The organism is Arthrobacter sp. NPDC080086 (genome assembly GCF_040702285.1).
Genome location: NZ_JBFBKP010000027.1, coordinates 20,347 through 44,716 on the forward strand (window position 1 = coordinate 20,347; position 24,370 = coordinate 44,716).

The following is a 24,370-nucleotide window of genomic DNA, read 5'->3' on the forward strand; positions in this document are numbered from 1 at the left end:
CGGACCTGCCCGCCGTCCGGTGCGGACGGCGGGCAGCGCTGCGGTGGCGGGTGCCGGCGTTGGGCGTCAGCTGCCCAGGACGGCGCGGAACTGCTCCCGGCGCCGGGCCTGCTCCTCCGGGTCGGGGACCGGGAGGGAGGCGATGAGCTTCTTCGTGTAGTCGTGCTGCGGGTTGCCCATGACCTGGCTGCCCAGCCCCTGCTCGACCATCCGGCCCTTGTAGAGGACGCCCACCCAGTGCGAGAGGATGTCCACCACGGCGAGGTCGTGGCTGATGAACAGGCAGGCGAAGCCGAACTCGGCCTGGATGTCCTTGAACAGCTCCAGGACCTTGGCCTGCACCGACACGTCCAGCGCCGACGTCGGTTCGTCGGCGATCAGCAGCTTCGGGTTCAGGATCAGGGCCCGGGCCAGGGAGGCGCGCTGCCGCTGGCCGCCGGAGAGTTCGTGCGGGTACCGGTCCGCGTAGGCCGCGGGCAGCTGCACGGACTCCAACAGCTCGCGGGTCCGCTGCCGGGCCTGCGCCGGTGTCGGCTTGCCGTGGATGACCAGGGGTTCGGCGATGCACTCCCCGATGGTCAGCTGCGGGTTGAACGACGCCGCCGGGTCCTGGAACACGAAGCCGATCTGCTTGCGCAGCGGCTTGAAGCTGCGCTCCTTGAGGTTGAGCATCTCGTAGTCGAGAACCTTGAGGCTGCCGCCGGTGGTCTTGTTCAGGCCCGCGATGGCCCGGCCGATGGTGGTCTTGCCGGAGCCGGACTCGCCCACCAGGCCAAAGACCTCGCCCTCCGAGAGGGTGAAATTCACCCGGTCGACGGCCTTGAACGCCGGGCTGCCGAGGCGGCCCGGGTATTCGATGGTGAGGTCCCTGGCCTCGACCAGCACCTTCCCGCCCTGGTGGGCGCGTTCGGTCATCCCCGCCGACGCGGAGTTGCGGCCCAGGTGCGGGACGGCGGCGAGGAGCTTCTTCGTGTAGTCCTGCTTCGGCTCCGCGAAGAGCACCCGGGAGGTGGCCTCCTCGACGACGTCGCCCTGGTACATCACGACGACGCGGTCGGCGAGGTCGGCGACGACGCCCATGTTGTGGGTTATCAGCACGATCGAGGTGCCGTACTGGTCCCGGAGGTCGCGGAGCAGTTCGAGGATCTCCGCCTGCACGGTCACGTCCAGGGCGGTGGTCGGCTCGTCCGCGACGATCAGTCCCGGGTTCAGGGCCAGCGCGGCGGCGATGACGACGCGCTGCTTCTGGCCGCCGGAGAACTGGTGCGGGTAGTAGTTGACCCGCGTCTCCGGGTCCGGGATGCCCACCTTGCGGAGGGCTTCGACGGCGCGGGCCTTGGCGTCCTTGGCGCTGACCTTGCCGCCGTTGCGGCCGGCGTGGGCGCGGATGCCTTCGGCGATCTGCCAGCCCACGGTGAACACCGGGTTCAGTGCGGTGGAGGGTTCCTGGAAAACCATGGCGACGTCCCGGCCGCGGATTTCCCGCAGCTTGGAGGCGCTGACGCTGATGACGTTGTTGCCGTTGATCAGCACCGCCCCGGAGCTGATGGCCGTCTCCGGCAGCAGGCCCAGGATGGTCTTGGCGGTGACGGTCTTGCCGGAGCCGGATTCGCCGACGATCGCGACGACCTCCCCCGGGTTGACCTCCAGGCTGACGTCCTTCACGGCGTAGACGTCCCCGGCGTCCGTGGCGAAGGTGACCTTGAGGTGGTCGATGTCCAGCACGGGGCCGGCGCCGCGGCCGTGCTGGTCGGCTGCGTGGCCGATATTGGTGGTCATGACGTGCTCACTTCTGCTGTTGGTGCTGCCGTGGCCGGGCCGGGGCCGGCGGCATTGGATCCGGCAATGTTGGTTCCGGCCTTGCCGGAAGCCTTCTTGCGGCCGCGCAGCCGGGGGTCGTTGAGGTCGTTGATGCTCTCGCCCACCAGGGTCAGGCCGACGACGGTCAGGACGATGGCCAGGCCGGGGAAGACGCCGGTCCACCAGATCCCGGAGGTGGTGTCGGAGAGGGCCTTGTTCAGGTCGAAGCCCCACTCGGCGGCCGACGTCGGTTCGATGCCGAAGCCCAGGAAGCCCAGGCCCGCGAGGGTCAGGATGGCCTCCGAGGCGTTCAGCGTGAAGATCAGCGGCAGGGTCCGGGTGGCGTTGCGGTAGATGTGCCGGGTCATGATGCGCACGTTGGAGGCGCCCACCACCTTGGCCGACTCGACGAACGGTTCGGCCTTGAGCCGGATGGTCTCGGCGCGGATGACCCGGAAGTACTGCGGGATGAAGACCACGGTGATGGAGATCGCCGCGGCGAGGATGCCGCCCCAGAGGCTGGACCGGCCGCCGCTGATCACGATCGCCATGACGATGGCCACCAGCAGGGACGGGAAGGCGTAGACGGCGTCGGCGATGACCACCAGGATCCGGTCCAGCCAGCCGCCGATGTAGCCGCTGACCAGGCCGAGGATCACGCCGATGAAGATCGACATGATGACGGCGACGACGATCACCATGGCGGCGGTCTGGGCGCCCCAGACGACGCGGGAGAACACGTCGTAGCCGCCCACTGTGGTGCCGAGCAGGTGCTTGCCGCCCGGCGCCTGCTGGGCGGGGAACCCGCCGTCGGCGTCGGAGATCTGGGCGAAGCCGTAGGGCGCGATCAGCGGGGCGAAAACGGCGGTGAGGAGGAAGATGGCGGTCAGGATGAGGCCCGTGACCAGCATGCCGCGCTGCAGGCCGACGCTCTTGTTGAAGTGGGACACGACCGGCAGGCGCCGGAACCACGGTTCCCTGCGGTTTTCCGCGGCGATAGTGGATTCAGTGCTCATGTCAGTACCTCACGCGGGGGTCGATCAGCGCGGCGACGATGTCCACGATGAAGTTGGTTACGGCCACGATTACGGCCAGCAGCACCACGATGCCCTGGACGGCCACAAAGTCGCGGGCCGTCAGGTAGGTAGCGAGCTGGAAGCCCAGGCCTTTCCATTCGAAGGTGGTCTCGGTCAGCACGGCACCGCCGAGCATGACGGCGATCTGCAGGCCCATGACCGTGATGATCGGGATCAGCGCGGGCTTGTAGGCGTGCTTGGTCACCAGGCGGTATTCGCTGACGCCGCGGGAACGCCCGGCCTCGACGTAGTCCTTGCCGAGGGTGCCGATGACGTTGGTGCGCACCAGGCGCAGGAAGATGCCGGCGGTGAGCAGGCCGAGGGCGACGGCGGGCAGCACCGCGTGCGCGGTGACGTCGCCGAGCGCGGCCATGTTGCCGCTGCGCAGCGAGTCCAGCCAGTAGATCCCGGTCGGCGCGGACAGCGCGGTGAGGGCCAGTTCGGTGGAGGTCTTCGCCCGTCCGGCGACCGGCAGCCAGCCCAGCCACACGGAGAAGGTCAGCTTCAGCAGCATGCCGGCGAAGAACACCGGGGTGGCGTAGCAGAGGATCGCGAAGATGCGCAGCACGGCGTCGGGGGCCTTGTCGCGGCGGTGCGCGGCCACCATGCCCAGCGGGATGCCTACCACCAGGGCCACGAGAAGGGCGTTGATGGACAACTCGAGGGTCGCGGCGCCGTAGGTGGTGAGCATCTCGGAGACCTGGCGGTTGTCCGAGAGCGTGGTGCCGAAGTTGCCGGTGATCAGCTGGCCCAGGTACTCGAAGTACTGGACGAAGATGGGCCGGTCATAGCCGGCGGAGTGGATCCGCTCGGCGAGCTGCTCGGGAGGGAGCCGGCCGCCGAGGGCCGCAGTGATCGGATCGCCCGTAATCCGCATCAGGAAGAACACGAGCGTCACGAGGATCAGGATGGTCGGAAAGATCAGCAGGAACCTGATCAGGATGTATTGGCCCAGTCCCCCGCCGGACGACTTCTTCTTGGTCGGCATCAGGCCGTCGGCATCGCTGGGCGGTGCCTCGATAAGTGTTGTCATTGGTACCTAAATGTGTGTTTCCGTCGGCTTCGTGGGCCTTGGGAATCGGTTGTCCTGCCCTCAGCACGGAGGCGGGACGCCGCGCGGGCGCCCCGCCTCTGTGGCTGGTCAGGACCGGATGGGGATGGGACCTACTTGGAAATTACGCCAAGCCGGGTCTTGAAGGATGCGTCGAGGGTCTTGTCGACGCCCTGGACGTCCTTGCCGGCAACCATGAGCTGGGCGCCCTGGAGCAGCGGCAGGGAGGGCAGGTCCTTGGCGACGGCCGTCTGGGCGTCACCGAGGACCTTTTCGCGCTCACCCTTGTCAACGGTGGTGAGCTGCTTCTTGATCAGGTCCGTCACGGCCGGGTTCTCGTAGTGGTTCTTGAGGAAGTTGCCCGGGATGAAGAACGGGGTCAGGTAGTTGTCGGCGTCGGAGTAGTCCGGGAACCAGCCGAGCTGGTAGACGGGGTAGACGTCCTTGGTGCGGTCCTTGGAGTAGGTGACCCACTCGGTGGACTGCAGGTCGACCTTGAAGAGGCCGGACTTCTCCAGCTGCTCCTTGATCATGGCGTACTCGTCGCCGGAGGACTTGCCGTAGTGGTCCGGGTTGTACTGCAGCTTCAGCGTGACCGGGCCGGTGACGCCGGCGTCGCTGAAGGCCTGCTTGGCCTTGTCCAGGCTGGGCTTGCCACTGCCGTCGCCGTACATGTCTTTCATCGGCTTGATGGCGCCGACGAAGCCGTCCGGAACGACGGAGTATGCGGGCAGGTAGGTGCCCTTGTAGACCTGGGTGGCGATCGCGTCGCGGTCGACAATGTCGGCCATGGCCTGACGGACGGCCAGGGCCTTCTTCGGGTCGGCCTCGGGGGTCTTGGCGCCGAAGGGCATGGTGTCGAAGTTGAAGACGATGTAGCGCAGCTCGCCGCCCGGGCCCTTGTGGACCTTGACCTTGGAGTCCTTCTCGAGGTCGGCGGCGTCGGTCGCGGTCAGGCTGCGGCCGGCGACGTCGATGTTGCCCTGCTGGACATCGAGCTTGAGGTTGTTGGAGTCGGCGTAGTACTTGATGGTGGCGCTGTCGTTCGCCGGCTTGCCCAGGAGGCCCTTGTAGTCGGGGTTGGCCTTGAGGCTGATCAGTTCGTTCTTCTTGTAGCTCTCGATCGTGTACTGGCCGGCGAAGGGCTTGGCCTTGACGATGTCGTCGTCGCTCATCAGTTTGTCGGCCGGGAAGACTTCTTCGTCCACGATCGGGCCGGCGTTGGCGGCGAGCACGCCCGGGAAGACCTGGTCGTTGCCTTCCTTGAGCTTGAAGACGACGGTGGTGTCGTCCTTGGCGGTGACCGAGTCCAGGTTGCCCAGCAGCGATGCGGGGCCGTTGTCATCGTTGATCTTCACGACGCGGTCGATCGAGAACTTCACGTCCGAGGAGGTCAGGGCGTGGCCGTTGGCGAACTTGAGCCCGGACTTGAGCTTGACAGTGTACTCGGTGGGGGTGGTGAAGGAGGCAGACTCGGCAATGTCCGGGCTGGAGTCGGCCGTGCCCGGCTTGGAGTTGAGCAGGAACGGGTAGATCTGGTTCATCACCATGAACGAACCGGCGTCATAGGAGCCTGCCGGGTCGAGCGTGACCACCTTGTCGGTGGTGCCGTACGTAATGGCGCCACCGGAGGCCGAGCCACCGGAGGACGTTCCGCCGCCGGAGGGGCCGGTGCAGGCCGTCAATGCAAAGGCGGAAACCCCGGCCAGCGCGATGGCGCTCTGCAGGGCCTTTTTGTTCATTGCCATCTGTGAACTTTCTGTTCGATGAGTGCTCGTGGGCCGCCGAAAAGCTCGACTCGGGGCGGCGCACGGTCCTGATTTTCTGATTCAACCAGAACACCGCAGGGTGTACCGCTAAATCTTGTGAGTTGAGACACAAAATTTACACCACGCGGGGCTTCTCATCGTTTCCTTCAGGTTTCGGGCCGGTTTCCGGCCCTCCGGAAGGAAGGCAGCAGCGGTTAGAGGGCCGCCCTCTGCAGGGAGCGGGCGGCGTCGATTGTCGCCTGCCCGAGGACCCGGCTGCCCTGGTAGAGCACCACGGTCTGGCCCGGGGCAACTCCGCGCAGCGGCTCGGCGAGGGTGACCACCAGCTCGCCGGAACCGGCGTCGTGCTCCATCCGGGCCGACGCGGGCACGGGGTCGCCGTGGGCGCGGACCTGGGCGTAGCAGTCGAAGTCGGCGCCGGTGGCGATCTCGGCGATCGGCAGGCCGGCCCAGGAAACCTTGATGCCGCGGATCTCATCGATGGCCAGGAGCGCCTCGGGGCCCACCACCACCTTGTTCTCCTTCGGGCGGATCTCCAGGACGAAGCGGGGCTTGCCGTCGGCGGCGGGCGTGCCGAGCTTGAGGCCCCGCCGCTGGCCGACTGTGAATGCGTTCGCACCGGGGTGTTCGCCTACCTTGGCGCCGGTCTCGTCCACGATGTCGCCGCCGGTCATCTCGATTTTCTCGGCGAGCCAGCCGGCGGTGTCGCCGTCGGGGATGAAGCAGATGTCGTGGCTGTCGGGCTTGTTCGCCACGGACAGGCCGCGGCGTTCGGCCTCGGCGCGGACCTCGGCCTTGGAGGGGGTGTCCGCGAGCGGGAACATCGAGTGCTTGAGCTGTTCGTGGGTGAGCACGCCCAGGACGTAGCTCTGGTCCTTGGCCCAGTCAGCGGCACGGTGCAGCTCGGGGTTGCCATCGGCGTCGGTGATGACCTTGGCGTAGTGGCCGGTGCAGACGGCGTCGAAGCCGAGGGCGATCGCCTTCTCCAGCAGCGCCGCGAACTTGATCCGCTCGTTGCAGCGCATGCACGGGTTGGGCGTGCGGCCGGCGGCGTATTCGTCGATGAAGTCCTGGACCACGTCCTCCTTGAACCGCTCGGAGAAGTCCCAGACGTAGTACGGGATGCCCAGCACGTCGCAGGCCCGCCACGCGTCCCGGGAGTCCTCGATGGTGCAGCAGCCGCGGCTGCCGGTGCGCAGCGTTCCCGGCATGCGGGAGAGCGCCAGGTGGACCCCGACGACGTCGTGCCCGGCTTCGACGGCGCGGGCTGCTGCGACGGCCGAATCGACGCCGCCGCTCATGGCTGCAAGAACTCGCATACTGGCTTTCTCTGGGGAGTGGGAGAAGGGCGCCGGAATAACACACCGCCCAGCCCCGATTCTACCGCCGCGCCGGAGGCTGCCCCAAAAACCGCCCCGGAGCGCCGTCGGCGGCGGCCCGGCCGGCGGCGCCGTCGGGAGGCCTAGCCCAGGGCGTTGCGGCGGGCCACGGTGCCCGCGGTCTGGATGCTGGATTCGTGCCCGGCCATGCCGGCCTGCCGGGCCCGGGCGTACGCGCCGGGCAGCGCGGCCAGCAGCGCGTCGACGTCGGCGTCGGTGGAGGCGTGGCCCAGGCTGAACCGCTGCGCGCCGCGGGCGGTGTCCTCGTCCAGCCCCATGGCCAGCAGCACGTGGGAGGGACGCGGGACCCCGGCGGTGCAGGCGGAGCCGGTGGAGGACTCCACCCCGGCGAGGTCCAGGAGGAACAGCAGCGAGTCGCCCTCGCAGCCGGGGAAGGTGAAGTGGGCGTTGCCGGGCAACCGGCCCTCCCCCGGGGCGCCGCGCAGCACCGCCTCCGGCACGGCGGCGCGGACGCCGTCGATCAGCCGGTCCCGGAGCGCCGTGATCCGGGCGGTCTCCTCCCGCAGCCGGGCCGTGGCCGCCTCCGCGGCGGCGGCGAAGGCCGCGATCGAGGCCGTGTCCAGCGTGCCGGAGCGCACGTCACGCTCCTGCCCGCCGCCGTGCTGGACCGGGGTGAGGGTGACGGCGCGGCCCAGGACCAGGGCCCCGACCCCCACCGGGCCGCCGATCTTGTGGCCGGAGATGGACATGGCGTCCAGGCCGCTGGCGCGGAAGTCCACCAGCAGGGATCCGAAGGCCTGCACGGCGTCCGAGTGGACGGGCACGCCGGCGGCGTGGGCCAGCCGCACGGCCTCGGCTACGGGCTGGATGCTGCCGACCTCGTTGTTGGCCCACATGAGCGTGAGCAGGGCGATCGACTCCGGGTCATGCTCAAGTTCGGCCGCGAGCGCGGCCAGGTCCAGCACGCCGTCGGAGTCCACGGGCAGCCAGGCCACCTCGGCGCCCTCGTGCCGTTCCAGCCACTCGACGGTGTCCAGCACGGCGTGGTGTTCAATCGTGGAGCACAGGATCCGGGTACGGCGGGAATCCTGGGCTCGGCGGGCCCAGTAGAGACCCTTGACGGCCAGGTTGTCCGCTTCCGTGCCGCCCGAGGTGAAGATGATCTCGGAGGGGTGCGCCCCGGCGGCCGCGGCGAGCGCCTCGCGGGCGTCCTCGACGGCGCGGCGGGCCCGGCGGCCGGAGCCGTGCAACGAGGATGGGTTGCCGGTGCGGGCAAGCTCCCGGGTCAGGGCGGCGAGCGCTTCCGCGGCGAGCGGGGTGGTGGCGGCATGGTCGAGGTAGGCAGGCACCCTCCAATTCTACCGGCGGCCTGTCCCGCCGTCGGTGGCCGCCCGCGGGGCCGCTACTGAATCCACTGCGGAACGACGTCGAAACGGTTGCCGGTCCGGTCCCGGCGCGCTGGTGTACATTCGAGCGGTGAAAGCGCCCCTGTACCTGGTCCTGGCCACCCTGTTCTGGTCCGGAAACTTCGTCGTCGGGCAGGCCGCCGTGGCGTCCATGTCGCCGCTGGATCTGACCTTCTGGCGCTGGACCCTGGCCGCGCTGCCGCTGCTGGCCCTGGCCCACGTCGTGGAGAAGCCGGACTGGCGCGCGGTGCTGCGCCGCTGGCCGGTGCTGCTCCTGCTCAGCGCGTTGGGGATGAGCGGCTACACCCTCCTGCTGTACGGGGCACTGGGCTTCACCTCCGCGGTGAACGCCTCCCTCATCACCGCGGCGAACCCGGCCCTGATCGTGGTACTGGCGGTGCTGTTCCTGGGCGAGCGCACCACCCGGCTGGGCTGGCTGGGCATCGGCCTGGGGCTGCTGGGGGTGCTGCTGGTCCTGACCCAGGGCCAGCTGGAGCGGATCCTGAGCCTGTCCATCAACACCGGTGAGCTGCTGATGATCGGCGCGATCGCGGTCTGGGGCTGCTACACGATCATCGCCCGCCGGCTGGCGTTGCCGCCGATCGCAGCCACGGCGGTGCAGGTGGCCATGGCCTCCGTGACCCTGGCCCCGCTGGCGCTAGCCTTCCACGCCCGGCTGCCGGACACCCCTGCCGAGGCCTGGTCGCTGGCCTACATCGCCGTGTTCCCCTCGCTCGGCGCCTACCTGTTCTGGAACCTGGCCCTCCGGACCACCCCGCCCGGGACGGCCGGGAACTACCTGAACCTGATGGTGGTGTTCACCGCCGCGATCACCGTGGCGCTGGGCACGCCGCTGACGGTGGTGCAGATCCTCGGCGGGGTCCTAGTCATCGCCGGGGTGCTGCTGACCGGGCTAAGGGGCCAGCCCCGGGCCCTGCCGCTCACAGCAGCCCCGGCTACGGCCTCTTCGGCGTCCCCCGCCCGTCAGGACGACGGCGGCAGCACGGCCAGGCGCGCGGCGACGTCGGCGCGGGCCGCGGCCAGCGAGCCCCGGTCCGGGCACGCCACGGACACGTAGACCGACGAACCTGCCTTCGCGAACATCCGGGCGTAGCTGACCGCTGCCCGCGTGCCGGCCGCGGCGCCGTCGTACACCAGTACCTCCACGCGGGGGCCGGTCTTGTCCGCGTCGCCGCCCCAGCGAAGGGTGTCGGTGGCGAGGTAGCCGGGCAGGATGCTCGGGTCCAGGTAGTGGAACAGCGCCTCGGTGGAGGCCTTGTCGTTTCCGGGAACCGCCAGCGGCCCCTGGTTGGTGCTGACCCGGGCCGCCGCCTGGCAGCCGTCGGCCTTCTTGTAGATGCTGGCCCCGGCCGTGCCCTGCCCCGCGGCGGACCAGCCCGGGGCGTCCTTGAGCCCGTCGGAGAGTTGGACGGGGACCCCGGCGGCGAGGCTCTCCCCCGCGCTGAAGGGCAGGTCGCGGGCGGCGACGGCGTCCGCGTCGTGGCCCGGGGTGACAGTCGGGGTGGCGGGGGCCGGCACCCAGGTGGAGGTGGCGGGCGCCGGGGCGGCCGGGTCGGGGACGCCGACGCTGCACCCGGACACGGCCAGCAGCAGGACGCCCAGTAAGGGCAGGGCCGCAGCCGGGGCGCGGCGGAACGAGGAAACGGGCATTGGGCTCCTAGGCCAGCACCCGGAGGGCCCCGGGCACCACGTCGATGGTCAGGGGCAGCGGTCCCAGCCGCTCGCCGTCCGCATAGGCGACGACGCCGTCGGCCTCCAGCACCACCCGGCGCACCCGGCGCAGTTCCACGGCGGGATGGCCCACGTGCCGGCCGGTGAAGACCTTCGGAAAGACCGCCAGGAGCGCGGCACGGGAGAGCGGGTGCACCACGAACAGGTCCAGGAGACCGTCCTCCAGGCTCGCCTCCGGAGCGATCGCCATGCCGCCGCCCATGGAGCGGCCGTTGGCGACCGAGACCAGCATGGCGCCCTGCCGGCGGCGCTCGCCGTCGATGGTCAGGGTGTAGTCGATGGCGGTGAATCCGGCCAGTTCGCGGAGCATGGCCAGGTTGTAGCGGGACTGGCCCCGCGGCCAGCGCCAGGCGTTGGCGCGTTCGTTGACTGCGGCGTCGAAGCCCGCGGAGAGGACGCCGGCGAACCAGTGCGTCCGGCCGGCAGACACCGCGCGGCCGGCGTCGATCCGCCGTCCGCCGGAGCCGAGGGCCGCGAGGACGCGCCCCACCGCGGCCGGAATGTCATGCCGCGGCAACTCCAGCATCCGGGCCAGGTCGTTGCCCGTGCCGGTGGGGATGATGCCCAGCGGGGTCCCGGCGGCGGTCCCGGCGCCGGCCGAGGGGGCGCCGCCGTCGGCCCCGGCGACGGCGGGCACGGCGGCGAGCGCATTGACGCCCAGGTGGACCATGCCGTCGCCGCCGACCACCACCAGGGCGTCCACTCCGCCAGCGACGGCCTCCGCCACCCGCGCGGCGAGGGCGGCATAGCTGTCCTCGCAGAGCAGCTCCACCTCCGCGCCGGCAGCCCGGAAACACTCCGCCGCTGCCCCGCCGGCGTGCCGGCCGCGGCCGAACGAGGCGCGGGGGTTTACGGCGAGGGCGATCTTCATGGCCTGAATTATGCCAGCCGCCGGGGAACCTTCCACGACTCCGCGCTCGTTGTTCCCCTCAAGCCGGTTAAACTGGCGACGCCGGAGCCGCCGGCGGGAAGTCCCCTCGAGGCAAAGGAACGGTGCGTGACGCAGGGCAGCAGTTCGCATTACCAGGTCCTTCGGATTCCGGTCACGGCGACGGAGAAGGACATCAAGGTGGCGTACCGGAAGGCCGCACGCACCGCCCACCCTGACCACGGCGGGGACCCGGCCACGTTCCGTCGCGTCACCCTTGCCTACGAGACCCTCATCGACGCCCGCCGCAGGGCCGACTACGACCGTTCCTACGGCAGCGGGACCTCGGCCGCGAGCCGGATTCCCCCGGAGGACGAGGGCGCGCACTTCGACGCCCCGGCCGCCGGCAGCCGCGCCTCGGCCCACGTGCGCCGGCCCAACACACCGCGCAGCACCGCCGCGGACGCCCCGGTGTACGTCCCCTCCTTCGAGGAGCTGGCGGCGGCCGGCGAGGTGCCGCTGATCCCGCCGTCGACGGCGGGCCAGCAGGTCCACGGGATGCCCCGCCGCCGGGGCATCTTCGGTGCCGAGGCCCGGATCCAGCGCGAACTGCGGACGGTGCAGCTGCTCTCCCGGCAGGTCCTCCCCGGCATCCCGGCCGCCCGGCTGATCAACGGGCTGCAGTCCCCGGCGGACAACAGCCACATCGACCACGTGCTGCTCTCCGGCTACCGGATGGCCATCATCGGGTCCATGCTGCTGCCCCCGGGCGCGTACGCCTGGGACGGTCGCACCCTGAACCACGGCGGCCGCTCGGTCGCCCCGCCGCAACTGGCCCACGTGGTCCGGCGGATGCAGGACATCTTCCCCGAACTCAACGTCACCGGCTGGACCGTGGTGCACAGCACCGACGGCAACCTCCACGAGCCGGTGATCGACCGGCCCGGACGCCGGCGGGGCGGGGAGGACGCCCTGGAGACCGTCCAGGTGGTCAACGCCGCCGGCCTGGCCCGGGGACTGAAACAGTTCCTCGGCTCGGGTCCGGCCCCCAACACGGTCCTGGTGCCGGTCCTGGCCCGGCTGCTGCGGGGGATGCACTAGCGGCCGGGGCCGCTGGCTAGGATGGGAACGTGTTCCGCATCCTCTTCGACAGCCCAGAAATTCCCGGTAATACCGGCAACGCAATCCGCCTCGCGGCCATCACCGGGGCGCAGCTGCACCTGGTGGAGCCGCTGGGCTTCGATTTCTCCGACGCCAAGCTCCGGCGCGCCGGCCTGGACTACCACGACCTCGCCGTCGTCACGGTGCACCCGGACCTGGACACGGCGTGGGAGGCCCTGCAACCCGAACGGGTCTTCGCCTTCACCTCCGACGGCGACACTTCCTACACGGACATCGCCTACCGCCCCGGGGACGTGCTGATGTTCGGCAGGGAATCCGTTGGCCTCTCCGAGGAGGCCAAACACGACCCACACGTCACCGCACGGGTCCGGCTGCCCATGCTGCCGGCACTTCGTTCGCTGAACCTGGCCAATGCCGCCTCGATCGCCGTCTACGAGGCGTGGCGGCAGAACGGTTTCGCCGGCGCCAAGCTCTGAACGGCCCCGTTTAAGTCCCTCCCATCCAACTCCGGCGCGGCGCCGAATCCTTCATGGACACCACAAATGCCAACCAAGGAAAGGAGCGAGGAGCGGCCGGTGAGCACACTCCAGGTACACAGGTCCGGCGGACCGCACCGGGCGGGGCACTCCCCGCACGCCCGGCCTGATCTCCGCACGGGCGGCGGCGGCCTATGCTTGAAGGTGATGGAAACTCCGAACGCCCCGAACCGCGAGGCCGCTCCCCCGACGAGCACCACCGATGTGAACCACCGGCTCGGCGTGCTGCTCGACCAGATCGCCGGCGGCAGTCAGTCCGCCTTTGCCGAGTTCTACGAGCTCACGTCCCGCCGTGTCTTCGGCATGGCACGCCGTGTCCTGATCGATCCCGAACTCAGCGAGGACACCACGCAGGAGGTCTTCCTCCAGGTCTGGCAGAACGCGGCCAAGTTCGACGCCGCCGCCGGCAGCCCGCTGGCCTGGCTGATGACCATCTCGCACCGGCGCGCCGTGGACAAGGTCCGCTCGACCCAGTCCGCCAGCGACCGGGAGGCCCGCTACGGTGCCAGCAGCCAGGACATCGACCACGACTCCGTGTCCGACGAGGTCGGCGGCCGACTCGAGGCTGAGGCGGTGGTCCGGTGTCTGGAAACGCTGACGGATACGCAGCAGGAATCCGTCAGGCTCGCCTACTACGGCGGGCTTACCTATCGTGAGGTGGCGGAGAAACTGAACGCCGCCGTACCCACCATCAAGTCCCGCATCCGCGACGGACTGATCCGACTGAAGAACTGCCTGGGGGTGAGTTGAGATGAACGACATTAATCCGCTGAACGGCGGGCGACCCGCCGGCGGTTTCTCCGCCGACATCGCCACCGATCTCGCCTCCGGCCGCGCCGTCGACTTGGCCGAAGTGTACGCGCTGCACGCCCTCGACGACGGCGAACGCGACGCCGTCGACCGCTATGTATCCTCCGCCCCCGCCGCCGAGCGGGCCGAGTTCGAGGAACGCGTGCGCCAGGCCCGGGAGACCCTGGCCATGAGCTTCACCGCCGAGGAGGAACCACCCGCCGGGCTGTTCGACAAGATCTCCGCCGCGCTGCCCACGGCCGCTTCGGCGTCGACCCCTGCGACCCCGGAATCGGGGACCCCGGAGTCCGGGGCACCCGTCGTAGCCCTCCCGGGCGCCTCCGCCCCGGTGGTCGCCCGGCCCGTCCGGGACGCGGCCCAGGCAACCGGCACCGACGACCTCGCCGCGGCCCGGGAGCGCCGGGAGCAGCGCCGCCGGCCGCAGGGCATGCGTACCTGGCTGATCGGCGTCGCAGCGGCGGCCGCCGTCGCCGTCGGCGGCGTGGGCGTGGGTGCCTACATCGCCAACCAGAACGACCCGATGGCCCAGGTGCTGCAGGCCGGTGACGTGAAGAAGGAAACCATCGACGTGATCGGCGGCGGCACGGCGTCGCTGACGCTGTCGTCGTCCAAGGACGCCGTCGTGGTCAAGATGAACGGCGTGCCCGCTCCCCCGTCCGGCAAGGTCTACCAAATGTGGCTGATCCCCAAGGACGGGTCGGCCCCGGTCTCCAAGGGGCTGATGGACGCCGAGGCGCTGTCCAAGCCCGCCGTGGTCACCGGCATCGGCTCCGCTGCGGCGCTGGGCATCACGGTGGAACCGGTGGGAGGGTCCAAGACACCCACCATGCCCACGGTGGCGGCGGCCTCGCTGGGCGCCTGAGCGGCCGCGCGAACAATCTCTACCACGACAAAAGCCGCGCCGACCCCGGAATTCCGGGACCGGCGCGGCTTTCTCGTATCAGTTGAACGGCGCTAAATCACCAGCGAGAGCAGCATCACGAAGCCGAAGCCCACCACGGAGATCAGCGTCTCCATCACGGACCAGGTCTTGAAGGTCTGCCCCACGCTCAGGCCGAACAGTTCCTTGACCAGCCAGAAGCCGGCGTCGTTGACGTGCGAGAGGAACAGCGAGCCGGCACCGATCGCCAGGGCCAGCAGGGCTGCGTGGGTGGGGGTCAGCGAGCTGGCCAGCGGACCCACGATGCCGGCTGCGGTCACCGTGGCCACGGTCGCGGAGCCGGTGGCCAGGCGCAGCGCCACGGCCACGATGAAGCCCAGGACCAGGACGGACATGTTGGCGCCCTCGGCCCACTTCTTGACCGCGTCGCCGACGCCGGCGCCGATCAGGGTCTGCTTGAAGCCGCCGCCGGCGCCGACGATCAGCAGGATCGCGGCAATCGGGCCCAGGCTCGCGCCGATCTTGGTGGTGATCTTGTTGCCGGTGAAGCCGACGGCGTAGCCGAAGGTCACGATAGCGAGCAGCACCGCCAGGGTCATGGCGACCAGCGGCTGGCCGACGAAGTCGAAGAACACCCGCACCGCGGGGGCGGTCTTGGGGTCCGGCCAGACGATGTCCACGACGGCCTTGAGCAGCATCAGGACCACCGGGAAGATGATGGTCAGCAGGGTCACCAGGAAGCTGGGCTGGCGCTTGACGCCCTCCAGGTCGGCCCCGTGCCGGGTGTCGATGCCGCCGGCAACCTCGGGGGCACCCACCGGCACCCAGCGGGCGGCGAGTCGGGCGAACAGCGGGCCGCAGATGATGACGGTGGGGACGGCCACCAGCAGGCCCAGGGCCAGGGTGGTGCCCAGCTCGGCCTTGACGGCGCTGATCGCGATCAGGGGTCCGGGGTGCGGCGGCACGAGGCCGTGCAGCACGGACAGGCCCGCCAGGGCGGGGATGGCGATGCGCATCAGCGGCATCTTGGACCGCTGGGTGACCAGGACGATCACCGGCAGCAGCAGCACCAGGCCGATTTCGAAGAACATCGGCAGGCCGATGATGACGGCCACCAGGGTGATGGACCAGACCACGCGGTTGCCGGTGGCCTTGGCCAGCAGCGTGTCCACCACGCGGTTGGCGCCGCCGGAGTCGGCCAGCAGCTTGCCGAGCATGGCGCCGAGGGCGATCAGCAGGCCGACTTCCTTGAGGACGCCCCCAACGCCGTCCTCGAAGTTGCTGATGATCTTGGCCAGTTCGACGCCGGAGGCCAGGCCCACGAACGCGGAGCCGAGGACCAGGGCCAGGAACGGGTGGAGCTTGAATTTGGCGATCAGGACGACGATGAGCGCGATGCCCACGGCGGCGACCACCAGGAGTTGGGTGTCGTGGCCGGACCAGGCCTCGACGGCAGCGGGAACCTGCAGGGCAAGTGATTTCACAGGGTATTCCTAAAGGGAGGGGGTGGCCGGAAAGGTCAGAGCGCGGCGGTGCCGGCGGCCTCGAGGTGGAGCCGGTCGATGATTTCCTGCGCCTCTTCGGCGGGCGTCGCGCCGACCGAGAGGGTGATGGCGTTCTCGTCCGCGGCGGGCTTTTCCAGCGCGTCGAACTGGGAGTCCAGCAGCGCCGGCGGCATGAAGTGTCCGTGCCGGGAGGCGAGCCGGTCCGAGATGCGGTCCTTGCTGCCCTCGAGGAAGACGAAGGTGACGCCCTCCCCGCGGAGCACGTCGCGGTACCGCTTCTTCAGGGCCGAGCAGGTCACGACGCCGGGCCGGCCGGAGTCGGTGTGGTCCCGGATCCATTCCGCGATGCGTTCGAGCCAGGGCCACCGGTCCTCATCGGTCAGTGGCTGGCCCGAGTGCATCTTGGCGACGTTGGACTCCGGGTGCAGGTCATCGCCCTCGGCCAGATCCCAGCCGAGGCGCCCGGCCAGCAGGCCCGCGACGGTGGATTTACCGGATCCGGAGACGCCCATGATGACAAGGACGGGGTGCTGCGCAGTCTTCGCCATTAAAGTCTGCCTTCCATAAATATGATTTAAACATGGTCAGCATATGGCAGTGGGGGCGGGCAAACAAACACTAGAACCCGGCGATGGTCTCCGGCCCGTTGACCGCCACGACGTGGAACGCCTCGGCGCTACGGCCGGCCGGCAGTCCGCCGCGCTGCGCGGTGGACCGCAGGAGCCCCCGGACGGTGCGGTCCATGGCGTCGACGTCGGGGTGCTGGCTGACGTGGACGTGGATGGCGGCGAGCTTTTGCTCCACCTGGCCGGTGACGTCTACGAAGTGGTTCTCCCGCTCCTCCGGACCGGCGAAGAGCCACAGCCAGGGCAGCTTGTAGGCCTCCAGGCCGGCGGCGGCCAGCTCCGGGTAGGCGAACGGGTTCTCCACGGCCGGATAGACCGCCCGGGTGACGGCCTCCCCCACGGCCAGGTGGTCCGGGTGGCTCTTCTGGATCCGGGTCCAGTTCCGTTCCGGGTGCATGGCGAGCACGACGTCAGGCCGGATCGTGCGGATCAGCCGGACCACGTCCCGGATCACCTCGTGGGTGGGTTCGAGGTAGCCGTCGCGCTGGTGCAGGTAGTGGATGTCGGTGACCCCGACGAGGCCGGCGGCGTGCCGCTGCTCCTCGATCCGCTGCCGCACGATCTCCTCGCGCGTGTCCGGGTCGAAGCCGCCGGCGTCGCCGTCGGTCATGATGCAGTAGGTGACCTCGACCCCGGCCGCGGTCCAGGCCGCGATGGTCCCGGCGGCGCCGAAGTCGATGTCGTCCGGGTGCGCGGTGAAACAAAGCACCCGCCCGATCCGGTGCTGCGCCGGGTCGAACGGGCTTTGTGCCGATGTGGCGGTGGTGTTCAAATGCCTAGCCCTTGCGTTTGTTGATCTCTTCGGTGGCCTGTGGCAGGACCTGGAACAGGTCTCCGATGATGCCGAAGTCGGCGATCTCGAACACCGGCGATTCGGCGTCCTTGTTCACCGCCACGATCACCTGGGCGGTCTGCATGCCGGCCTTCTGCTGGATGGCGCCGGAGATCCCGGCGGAGATGTAGAGCTGCGGGGAGACGGTCTTGCCGGTCTGCCCGATCTGGGCGTCGTGGCCGATCCAGCCCGCGTCCGTGGCGGCGCGGGAGGCACCGACGGCGCCGCCCAGGGCGTCCGCGAGGTCCTCGAGCGGGCCGAAGTTCCCCTCGACGCCGCGGCCGCCGGCCACGACCACCCGGGCCTCGGTCAGGTCGGGACGGCCGCTGGCGGCCTTGGCGCTGCGGGCGACCACGCGGGCCGCAGCGCCGGCGTCGGCCGGTACCTCGACGGTGGCGGTCTGCGGCGCCGTGGCCTCGGCGGCGGGTTCGGCGGTGATGCTGTTGGCCTTGACGGTCAGCAGCGCCACGGCGGTGGTGGCGCGGGCAGTAGTGGTGTAGGACCCGGCGAGGACCGGCTTGTGGGCGGTGCCGTCCGGATCGACGGCGACGACGTCGGTGATGACCCCGGCCTCAAGCTTGATCCCGGCGCGGGCCGCGATCTCGCGGCTTTCGGCGGTGTTGTCCAGCACCACGGTGGTGGCCCCGCTCTCCCGGACCGCTGCGGCTAGGAAGGCGGCCTTCGGGGCGACGAGGTAGTCCTCCAGGTCCGCGGCGGAGGGCCGGTAAAGGGCGTGGACGCCGTAGTCGCCGAGCGTGGCGGCGGCGCCGTCGTGCAGCTCGCCGGTGACGGCGGCGGAGGCCTCGCCCAGGCTCCGGGCGAGGGTGAGCAGTTCCAGGCTGGACTTCTTCAGCGCCTCGCCCGGGTTGTCAATGAAAACCAGTACGTGTGCCATGGATGATCCCCTTAGAGCAGCTTCTGGGCGGCGAGGAAGTCGACCAGCCGGATGCCGGCGTCGCCCTCGTCGGTGATGATGGTCCCGGCGGTGCGCGGCGGGCGGGCCTCGGCGGTCTCGACGGCGGTCCACGAGCCGGAGCGTCCCACCTGTGCCGGGTCGACGCCGATGTCCGCGAGGGACAGGGTGGTGATGGTCTTCTTCTTCGCCGCCATGATGCCCTTGAAGTTGGGGTAGCGGGGGTCGTTGATCTGGTCCGTGACCGAGACGACGGCGGGAAGGTCCGCCTCGACAGTGAGCGCGGAGGTGTCCCCCTCGCGGCGGGCGGTGAGGGTGCCGCCGTCGATCTCCAGGCTGGCCGCGAAGGTGACCTGCGGCAGTCCCAGCCGTTCGGCCAGCTGCGCGGGGACCAGCGAGGTCTCCCCGTCGGTGGAGGCCATGCCGGTGATGACGAGGTCCGCGGGCGCGTCGGCGCCGAGGTGTCGGACGGCAGCGGCGAGGGCCAGGGAGGTGGCGGCCGCGTCGGAGCCGGCGAGGGCGTCGTCGGAGAGGTGCACGCCCTCGGAGGCGCCGATCTGGAGGGATTTCTTGATGGCATTGACGGCCCCCGCGGGTCCCATGCTGAGCGCGATGACTCTGTTCCCGGCGGCCTCGCCGCCGCGGGCCTCGATCAGCTGCAGGGCCGCCTCGAGGGCGTACTCGTCCAGCTCCGAAAGGATGCTTTCGGACCGGTCCAGGGTGTTGTCCGGGCCGCCGAGGTGTCGGTCGAACTGGGCGTCCGGTACGTGCTTGACCAGCACAATGATCTTCAAGGGTTCTTCCACTGTGTCTACAGCAGCCTTCCGTGCGGGGGCAGCCAGCCGGGTGGGTGGTGGCCTGGGAGCGGTTCCCGGCGCCGCCGGGTCTTCCTAGCTAACCATATAGCGGCGGCCAATTCCGGCCGGGGTTAAGCCGGATGTCAGAAGGGGCCGCCCGGTACCTTGCGGTCCGGACGGCCCCTTCCTGGTGCGGGTCCCGGCCGTCGCTGCGGCCGGGCTGTTGCCAGTGTTACTGGTCTGCCAGTGTTACTGGTCTGCTGCTGCGCCCAGGGTGACGTCCACCTGCTTCTCCTGGCCGCCGCGGAGGACGGTGACCTTAACGGTGGCGCCGGCGGCCTGTTCGCGGACGGCTGCGGTGAGCTGGTTGGGGTCGCTGATGACCAGGTCCTGGAACTTGGTCACGACGTCGCCGACCTTGATGCCGGCCTTGTCCGCGGCGGAACCGGGCTCCACCGTCGCGACGTCCGCTCCCACCGAGAAGCCGGAGGCGGAGGAGCCGGAGGGCTTGGCCTTGACGCTGACGCCCAGCTGGCCGTGGCTGGCTTTGCCGTTGCTGATGATCTCCTGGGCCACGCGCTTGGCGTTGTTGATCGGGATGCTGAAGCCGACGCCGATGTTGCCGCTGCTGCTGCCGCTGCTGGAGTCACCGCCGGCCGAGGCGATGGCCACATTGACGCCGATGATCTCACCCTTGCTGTTGACCAGGGCGCCGCCGGAGTTGCCAGGGTTGATGGCCGCGTCCGTCTGGATCACGTTGATCGAGATGCTGCCCTGGTTGCTGGTGCTGGGCGCCTGGCCGCCGCCCGGAGGGGCGAATTGGAAGCCCTGGTCACCGCCCTGGGAGTTGTCCGCGCCATCCTTGGGGGCGGCGGAAGACGCGACGCTGATGGTGCGGTTCAGGGTGGAGACGATGCCGTCCGTCACGGTTCCGGTCAGGCCCAGCGGGGAGCCGATCGCGACGGCCGTGTCGCCGACGTTCAGCTTGCTGGAGTCACCCAGGCTGGCCGGTACCAGGCCGCTGGCGTTGTCCACCTTGATCACGGCGAGGTCCGAGAGTGGATCCGTGCCGACGATCTTCGCGCTGTAGACCTTGCCGTCGTTGAGGCGGACCTCGACGGCGGCCTTGGCGGTCTTGCCGTCCAGGGTGACGACGTGGGTGTTGGTGAGGATGTGGCCCTCGCCGTCGAGGATGATGCCGGAGCCGGTGCCGCCCTCGGAGCCGCTGGTGGCCTTGATGGTCACCACGCTCGGCGAGGCCTTCTGCGCCGCGGCGGTGATGGCGTTGACGTCGTCCTTGTTATTGACGATCACCGTGCCGGGCTGGGTGCTGCTGCCCGTGGAGGAGACCTGCCGGCCGCCGATCAGGGCGTTACTGCCGGCCACGACGCCGCCACCCACCAGGCCGGCCGCCAGCATGCTGGCGATCAGGACCGGGACGCCGAAGGCGGCCTTGCGCCGCGGGGCGTTGTTGGGGTGGTTGAACGAGGAACCGGGAGCGTGCTGGGCCTGGCCCTGGTGGGCCTGCTGGCCGTTCCAGCCGGCAAAGTGGCCCTGCTGGTTCGGGTACTGGCCGTGCTGGTGCTGGCCCTGCTGGTGCTCTCCGTAGGCGCCCGACGGCTGTCCCGGGGCGCCGAACTGCTGCGTCTGCGGGGACGGGTTCTGGGCTGACGGGTTCTGGCCGTAGGCCGGCTGGTGCTGCGGGTAGACCGGGCGCGGGGCGTCCTGCCCCGGCTGGTCAATCCGCATCGTGGGGTTCTCCTGGCCGGAACCCTGCGCCGGTGCGCCGTGCCGGTCCGTGGCCTCGCCCGGCTCCCGCTCCGGCTGTGCTGGATCCGTCGAGCCGCCCTGCAGTGGGTTCTCAGTCATGGAACTTCCTTTCATCCGTGTCTGCCATTAACTATGGTCGCTCAGACTGGTACAACTGCGGACATTCGCTGGGAGGTTCCTGAACGCCCCGGCTTTTCGCTGGTGGCATATTCCCGGCGATGGACTGCCCCCGGGGGGCACCATAGAATCAAATGGAATTGCCACAGCGACCTGCGGCTTCACACCTGCGTGGGGGCGTTGCCGCAGTTCTGGGACGACCGGCACGGACCGTGCCGGCCACCGAGGCGCTGAAGGGTTTGCAGATGCGGTCAATGATGAAACGTTTCCTCGCGGGGGTTGGGGTCGCCGGCCTGCTGGTCCTTCCCGCCGCCCCGGCCCTGGCCGAGGACCCGGTGACCATTCCCTCCGGCCAGAACGTCGTGGACAACGCCAACGTGCTGGGCAGCCGCAAGGGTGAAGTCCAGGACGCGGTCCAGAAACTGCTCAAGGACCACAAGTACAACCTGTACGTCGTGACCGTGAAAACCTTCGAAAACCCCACCTCCCCTGAGGGTTGGGCGCAGGCGGTTGCCACGAAGAAGGGCATGGGCCGGGCGGACGTCATCCTCACCATGTCCGACGACGGCAAGTACTACTTCTCGCCGAACTCGGCCAGCGCCATCTACTCCAAGAAGAGCACGATCACCCAGAACGCCATCGCCGCCAACCTCGGCGCCGGCAAGCGCGACTTCGCCCAGGCGGCCATCGACACCGCGGCGGCCGTGGGCGACGCGGCCGGCGGCGGCAGCGGCACCGTGCCCTCCGGCGCGGGAGCCGGCTCCGGCGTGCTCGTGGGCGTCGGCGTCGTCGCGCTCGGCGGCGCGGGAACCTACCTTTACCTGCGCAACCGCCGGAAGAAGGCCGTCACGGCAGGTAGCGCCGGGGAGGGCCAGCAGGCCGAACTCGACCCCCTGGCCGGCCTCAGCGTGGACGAGCTGCGCCGCAAGAGCGGCTCGCTGCTGATCGAGGCCGACGACGCGATCAAGTCCAGCGAACAGGAACTCGGCTTCGCCCAGGCCCAGTACGGCGACGCCGCCGTCGGCAACTTCACCAAGGCGCTGCAGGACGCCAAGGCGCACATGACCGAGTCCTTCAAGCTCCAGCAGCAGCTCGATGACCACATCCCCGACACCGAGGCACAGCAACGCTCCTGGTACGGCGAGATCATCCGCCGCTCGGAGGCGGCCCTGGCATCCCTGCAGGAGCAGAAAGCCGACTTCGACTCCCTGCGCGAGCTGGAGAAGAACGCGCCCCAGGCCCTTGCCGCCGTCGGAACCGGGGCCCGCGAGGCCGAGACGAAAATCGCCGCGGCCGACCAGTCCCTCACGGACCTGCGCGCCCGGTACGCGGACAGCGCCCTCACCGCCGTGGCGGACAACATCACCCAGGCGAAGGAGCGGCTGGCCTTCGTCCAGAACGCCTCCTCCACGGCGCAGGACAAGCTCGACGCCGGCGACACCAGCATGGCCGCCGTGGCGGTCCGGGCCGCCGAGGAAAGCCTGCACCAGACCAACGTCCTGCTCGGCGCCATCACCAAGGTGGCCGCCAACCTCGACGAGGCCCGCAACGGGCTGGAAACCGCCGTCGTGGACACCTCCCAGGACCTCGCCCAGGCCCGCGCCATGATCCAGTCCGGCGCACACCCGGAACTCGCCGGCCCCGTGGCCGGGGTCGAGGCGGCCCTGGCCCAGGTCAAGTCCGAGATCCAGGCCGGCAGGATCGATCCGATCGCCACCCTGGAACGGGTCGAGGCCGCCCACCAGAGCCTGGACAGTGCGCTGACCGGCATCCGCGACCAGCAGGAGCAGACCCGCCGGGCCCAGGCCTCGCTGCAGCAGAGCATCATGTCCGCCCAGGCCCAGATCAGCGCCACGTCGGACTACATCACGGCCCGCCGCGGCGGCGTCGGCACCGAGGCGCGGACCCGGCTGGCGGAGGCCCAGCGCAACCTCGACTACGCCCTGTCCATCTCCCGGACGGACGCGGTCACGGCCCTGCAGTACGCCCAGCAGGCCCACGCCCTCGCGGCGCAGGCCGCCCAGCAGGCCCAGGCCGACGTCGACCAGTTCGGCGGCTACGCCAACCAGGGCTACGGCCGGGGCGGCATGTTTGGCGGCGGCGGTGGAGGCGGCGGCCTGGGCGGCGCCATCCTCGGCGGCATCCTGATCAACTCCATCCTGCACGGCGGCGGCGGAGGCGGCTGGGGTGGCGGAGGCGGCGGCTGGGGCGGCGGTGACTCCGGCGGAGGCTGGGGTGGCGGCGGAGGCGGCGACTTCGGTGGCGGCGGCGATTTCGGCGGCGGCGACTCCGGCAGCTTCTGAGCGGACGGGAGCACGCTCACAGAGACTAGCGCCGGCGGACCCGGTCCGGCCGGCGGGTAGAGGCAGTACATCCACAGATCACCGATTCCAGTGACCCCACTGGAGAGGACGAGAGGTAGCACCATGGTTAAGCAGTCCATTTTCGGCCGCATGGCACAGCTGGCGAAGGCGAACATCAACTCGCTGCTGGACCAGGCCGAGGATCCGCAGAAGATGCTGGACCAGATGGTCCGCGACTACACCAACAACATCGCCGAGGCGGAGTCCGCCGTCGCCCAGACCATCGGCAACCTGCGGATGCTGCAGGATGACTACAACGAGGACCTCAAGAACGCCCAGGACTGGGGCAACAAGGCCCTCGCCGCCTCCCGCAAGGCCGACGAATACCGGGCCAAGGGCGACTCCGTGGACGCCGAGAAGTTCGACAACCTGGCCAAGGTGGCGCTGCAGCGCCAGATCACCGCGGAGAACGAGGCCAAGTCCGCCGAGCCGAGCATCGCCTCCCAGACCGAGGTGGTGGACAAGCTCAAGCAGGGCCTGGACCAGATGAAGAACAAGCTCAACGAGCTGACCAGCAAGCGCAACGAACTGGTGGCCCGGTCCAAGACCGCCGCCGCGCAGAGCCAGGTCCACGACGCGCTCAAGAGCATTGACATCATGGACCCGACCTCCGAGGTGGGCCGCTTCGAAGAGAAGATCCGCCGCGAGGAGGCCAAGGTCCGCGGCCAGCAGGAACTCGCCGCCTCCAGCCTGGACGCCCAGTTCAACGCCCTCGAAGACCTCGGCGAGCAGACCGAGATCGAGGCCCGGCTGGCCGCGCTGAAGTCCGGCGGCAGCCAGCAGGCCCTCGGCGCCGGCAACGGTTCCCACACCGGCTCCACCGTGGACGAGGCCGACTTCGACAAGCTCTGATCAAGGTCCACGCCGGCGCGTGACGCGCCGCCGGACGACGACGGCGAGGGCCGGGTTCCGCTGCGGAACCCGGCCCTCGCCGTCCCCGGGGCGTTTCCTGCCCTGCCCCTCCTGAACCTTGTGTCCTGTTCCCCTGCCCTGCACTTCCGGCCCTGCGCTTTCTGCCCTGCGCTTCCTGACTTGCG

21 protein-coding genes are annotated in these 24,370 nt (G+C 69.9%); 7 read left to right on the forward strand and 14 right to left on the reverse strand.

Annotated elements, in window-relative coordinates; all coding sequences use genetic code 11:
* Window positions 1-66: 66 nt before the first annotated feature.
* From AB0305_RS11200 to AB0305_RS11225, 6 genes are all read right to left on the reverse strand, one after another.
* Complete coding sequence (locus AB0305_RS11200) at window positions 67-1,779, reverse strand: ABC transporter ATP-binding protein (protein ID WP_364132885.1); 1,713 nt, start codon at window positions 1,777-1,779, stop codon at window positions 67-69.
* Complete coding sequence (locus tag AB0305_RS11205) at window positions 1,776-2,816, reverse strand: ABC transporter permease (RefSeq protein WP_364132888.1); 1,041 nt, start codon at window positions 2,814-2,816, stop codon at window positions 1,776-1,778. Before AB0305_RS11205 ends, AB0305_RS11200 begins: the two co-directional genes overlap by 4 nt.
* A gap of 1 nt (window position 2,817) precedes the next feature.
* On the reverse strand, window positions 2,818-3,909 hold the full coding sequence (locus AB0305_RS11210) for an ABC transporter permease (RefSeq protein ID WP_290255696.1): 1,092 nt from the start codon (window positions 3,907-3,909) through the stop codon (window positions 2,818-2,820).
* Between the two features lie 131 nt (window positions 3,910-4,040).
* Window positions 4,041-5,675, reverse strand: coding sequence for an ABC transporter substrate-binding protein (locus tag AB0305_RS11215; protein ID WP_290255697.1), 1,635 nt, complete (start codon window positions 5,673-5,675; stop codon window positions 4,041-4,043).
* A 215-nt stretch (window positions 5,676-5,890) separates the two neighbouring features.
* Window positions 5,891-7,015 (reverse strand): tRNA 2-thiouridine(34) synthase MnmA, encoded by a 1,125-nt coding sequence (gene mnmA / locus AB0305_RS11220; RefSeq protein WP_364132892.1) that lies wholly within the window; start codon window positions 7,013-7,015, stop codon window positions 5,891-5,893.
* 143 nt (window positions 7,016-7,158) lie between these two features.
* Window positions 7,159-8,385 carry a cysteine desulfurase family protein gene (locus tag AB0305_RS11225; RefSeq protein ID WP_364132895.1) on the reverse strand — a complete coding sequence of 409 codons (1,227 nt, stop codon included), beginning with the start codon at window positions 8,383-8,385 and terminating at the stop codon, window positions 7,159-7,161.
* Between the two features lie 127 nt (window positions 8,386-8,512).
* Between AB0305_RS11225 and AB0305_RS11230 the strand changes: the two genes are divergently transcribed.
* Complete coding sequence (locus AB0305_RS11230; protein WP_364132898.1) at window positions 8,513-9,520, forward strand: DMT family transporter; 1,008 nt, start codon at window positions 8,513-8,515, stop codon at window positions 9,518-9,520.
* Here AB0305_RS11230 and AB0305_RS11235 read toward each other — a convergent pair.
* Entirely contained in the window at window positions 9,427-10,113 is a 687-nt protein-coding gene (locus tag AB0305_RS11235; protein ID WP_364132901.1) for a hypothetical protein, read from the reverse strand. The two genes, AB0305_RS11230 and AB0305_RS11235, sit on opposite strands and share 94 nt — an antisense overlap.
* A gap of 7 nt (window positions 10,114-10,120) precedes the next feature.
* Window positions 10,121-11,065 carry a diacylglycerol kinase family protein gene (locus AB0305_RS11240; protein WP_364132904.1) on the reverse strand — a complete coding sequence of 315 codons (945 nt, stop codon included), beginning with the start codon at window positions 11,063-11,065 and terminating at the stop codon, window positions 10,121-10,123.
* A 126-nt stretch (window positions 11,066-11,191) separates the two neighbouring features.
* On the opposite strand from AB0305_RS11240, the gene AB0305_RS11245 reads away from it, so the two are divergent.
* The 4 genes from AB0305_RS11245 to AB0305_RS11260 all read left to right on the forward strand — a co-directional run bounded on the left by AB0305_RS11245 (window position 11,192) and on the right by AB0305_RS11260 (window position 14,392).
* On the forward strand, window positions 11,192-12,163 hold the full coding sequence (locus tag AB0305_RS11245; protein WP_364132907.1) for a DnaJ domain-containing protein: 972 nt from the start codon (window positions 11,192-11,194) through the stop codon (window positions 12,161-12,163).
* Window positions 12,164-12,192: 29 nt separating this feature from the next.
* Entirely contained in the window at window positions 12,193-12,660 is a 468-nt protein-coding gene (locus AB0305_RS11250) for a tRNA (cytidine(34)-2'-O)-methyltransferase (RefSeq protein ID WP_364132910.1), read from the forward strand.
* A 207-nt stretch (window positions 12,661-12,867) separates the two neighbouring features.
* Entirely contained in the window at window positions 12,868-13,470 is a 603-nt protein-coding gene (locus AB0305_RS11255) for a sigma-70 family RNA polymerase sigma factor (RefSeq protein WP_364132913.1), read from the forward strand.
* A gap of 1 nt (window position 13,471) precedes the next feature.
* Complete coding sequence (locus tag AB0305_RS11260; RefSeq protein ID WP_364132916.1) at window positions 13,472-14,392, forward strand: anti-sigma factor; 921 nt, start codon at window positions 13,472-13,474, stop codon at window positions 14,390-14,392.
* Between the two features lie 92 nt (window positions 14,393-14,484).
* Here the strand turns inward: AB0305_RS11260 and AB0305_RS11265 are convergent, their stop codons facing one another.
* From AB0305_RS11265 to AB0305_RS11290, 6 genes are all read right to left on the reverse strand, one after another.
* On the reverse strand, window positions 14,485-15,894 hold the full coding sequence (locus AB0305_RS11265) for a gluconate:H+ symporter (protein ID WP_364132919.1): 1,410 nt from the start codon (window positions 15,892-15,894) through the stop codon (window positions 14,485-14,487).
* Between the two features lie 35 nt (window positions 15,895-15,929).
* Window positions 15,930-16,463, reverse strand: coding sequence for a gluconokinase (locus AB0305_RS11270; protein WP_290255708.1), 534 nt, complete (start codon window positions 16,461-16,463; stop codon window positions 15,930-15,932).
* A 70-nt stretch (window positions 16,464-16,533) separates the two neighbouring features.
* On the reverse strand, window positions 16,534-17,313 hold the full coding sequence (locus AB0305_RS11275; RefSeq protein WP_364132922.1) for a PIG-L deacetylase family protein: 780 nt from the start codon (window positions 17,311-17,313) through the stop codon (window positions 16,534-16,536).
* A gap of 4 nt (window positions 17,314-17,317) precedes the next feature.
* Window positions 17,318-18,268: an electron transfer flavoprotein subunit alpha/FixB family protein gene (locus AB0305_RS11280; RefSeq protein WP_364132925.1), complete on the reverse strand. Its 951-nt coding sequence runs from the start codon at window positions 18,266-18,268 to the stop codon at window positions 17,318-17,320.
* An 11-nt stretch (window positions 18,269-18,279) separates the two neighbouring features.
* Window positions 18,280-19,080: an electron transfer flavoprotein subunit beta/FixA family protein gene (locus AB0305_RS11285; RefSeq protein WP_364132927.1), complete on the reverse strand. Its 801-nt coding sequence runs from the start codon at window positions 19,078-19,080 to the stop codon at window positions 18,280-18,282.
* Between the two features lie 252 nt (window positions 19,081-19,332).
* On the reverse strand, window positions 19,333-20,952 hold the full coding sequence (locus AB0305_RS11290) for a trypsin-like peptidase domain-containing protein (RefSeq protein ID WP_364132930.1): 1,620 nt from the start codon (window positions 20,950-20,952) through the stop codon (window positions 19,333-19,335).
* A 263-nt stretch (window positions 20,953-21,215) separates the two neighbouring features.
* On the opposite strand from AB0305_RS11290, the gene AB0305_RS11295 reads away from it, so the two are divergent.
* Together AB0305_RS11295 and AB0305_RS11300 are read left to right on the forward strand one after the other, a co-directional pair.
* Complete coding sequence (locus tag AB0305_RS11295; protein ID WP_364132933.1) at window positions 21,216-23,273, forward strand: TPM domain-containing protein; 2,058 nt, start codon at window positions 21,216-21,218, stop codon at window positions 23,271-23,273.
* A gap of 123 nt (window positions 23,274-23,396) precedes the next feature.
* Complete coding sequence (locus AB0305_RS11300; protein ID WP_290255714.1) at window positions 23,397-24,185, forward strand: PspA/IM30 family protein; 789 nt, start codon at window positions 23,397-23,399, stop codon at window positions 24,183-24,185.
* Window positions 24,186-24,370: the final 185 nt, after the last annotated feature.

Excerpts from the sequence above, each read along its gene's own strand:
- AB0305_RS11205 (WP_364132888.1), bottom strand. The coding sequence starts at position 2,816 with ATGAGCACTGAATCCACTATCGCCGCGGAAAACCGCAGGGAACCGTGG.
- AB0305_RS11280 (WP_364132925.1), bottom strand. The coding sequence starts at position 18,268 with ATGGCACACGTACTGGTTTTCATTGACAACCCGGGCGAGGCGCTGAAG.
- AB0305_RS11290 (WP_364132930.1), bottom strand. The coding sequence starts at position 20,952 with ATGACTGAGAACCCACTGCAGGGCGGCTCGACGGATCCAGCACAGCCG.
- AB0305_RS11300 (WP_290255714.1), top strand. The coding sequence starts at position 23,397 with ATGGTTAAGCAGTCCATTTTCGGCCGCATGGCACAGCTGGCGAAGGCG.
- AB0305_RS11260 (WP_364132916.1), top strand. The coding sequence starts at position 13,472 with ATGAACGACATTAATCCGCTGAACGGCGGGCGACCCGCCGGCGGTTTC.
- AB0305_RS11270 (WP_290255708.1), bottom strand. The coding sequence starts at position 16,463 with ATGGCGAAGACTGCGCAGCACCCCGTCCTTGTCATCATGGGCGTCTCC.
- AB0305_RS11295 (WP_364132933.1), top strand. The coding sequence starts at position 21,216 with ATGCGGTCAATGATGAAACGTTTCCTCGCGGGGGTTGGGGTCGCCGGC.
- AB0305_RS11235 (WP_364132901.1), bottom strand. The coding sequence starts at position 10,113 with ATGCCCGTTTCCTCGTTCCGCCGCGCCCCGGCTGCGGCCCTGCCCTTA.
- AB0305_RS11210 (WP_290255696.1), bottom strand. The coding sequence starts at position 3,909 with ATGACAACACTTATCGAGGCACCGCCCAGCGATGCCGACGGCCTGATG.
- AB0305_RS11200 (WP_364132885.1), bottom strand. The coding sequence starts at position 1,779 with ATGACCACCAATATCGGCCACGCAGCCGACCAGCACGGCCGCGGCGCC.
- AB0305_RS11255 (WP_364132913.1), top strand. The coding sequence starts at position 12,868 with ATGGAAACTCCGAACGCCCCGAACCGCGAGGCCGCTCCCCCGACGAGC.
- AB0305_RS11240 (WP_364132904.1), bottom strand. The coding sequence starts at position 11,065 with ATGAAGATCGCCCTCGCCGTAAACCCCCGCGCCTCGTTCGGCCGCGGC.
- AB0305_RS11215 (WP_290255697.1), bottom strand. The coding sequence starts at position 5,675 with ATGGCAATGAACAAAAAGGCCCTGCAGAGCGCCATCGCGCTGGCCGGG.
- mnmA (WP_364132892.1), bottom strand. The coding sequence starts at position 7,015 with ATGCGAGTTCTTGCAGCCATGAGCGGCGGCGTCGATTCGGCCGTCGCA.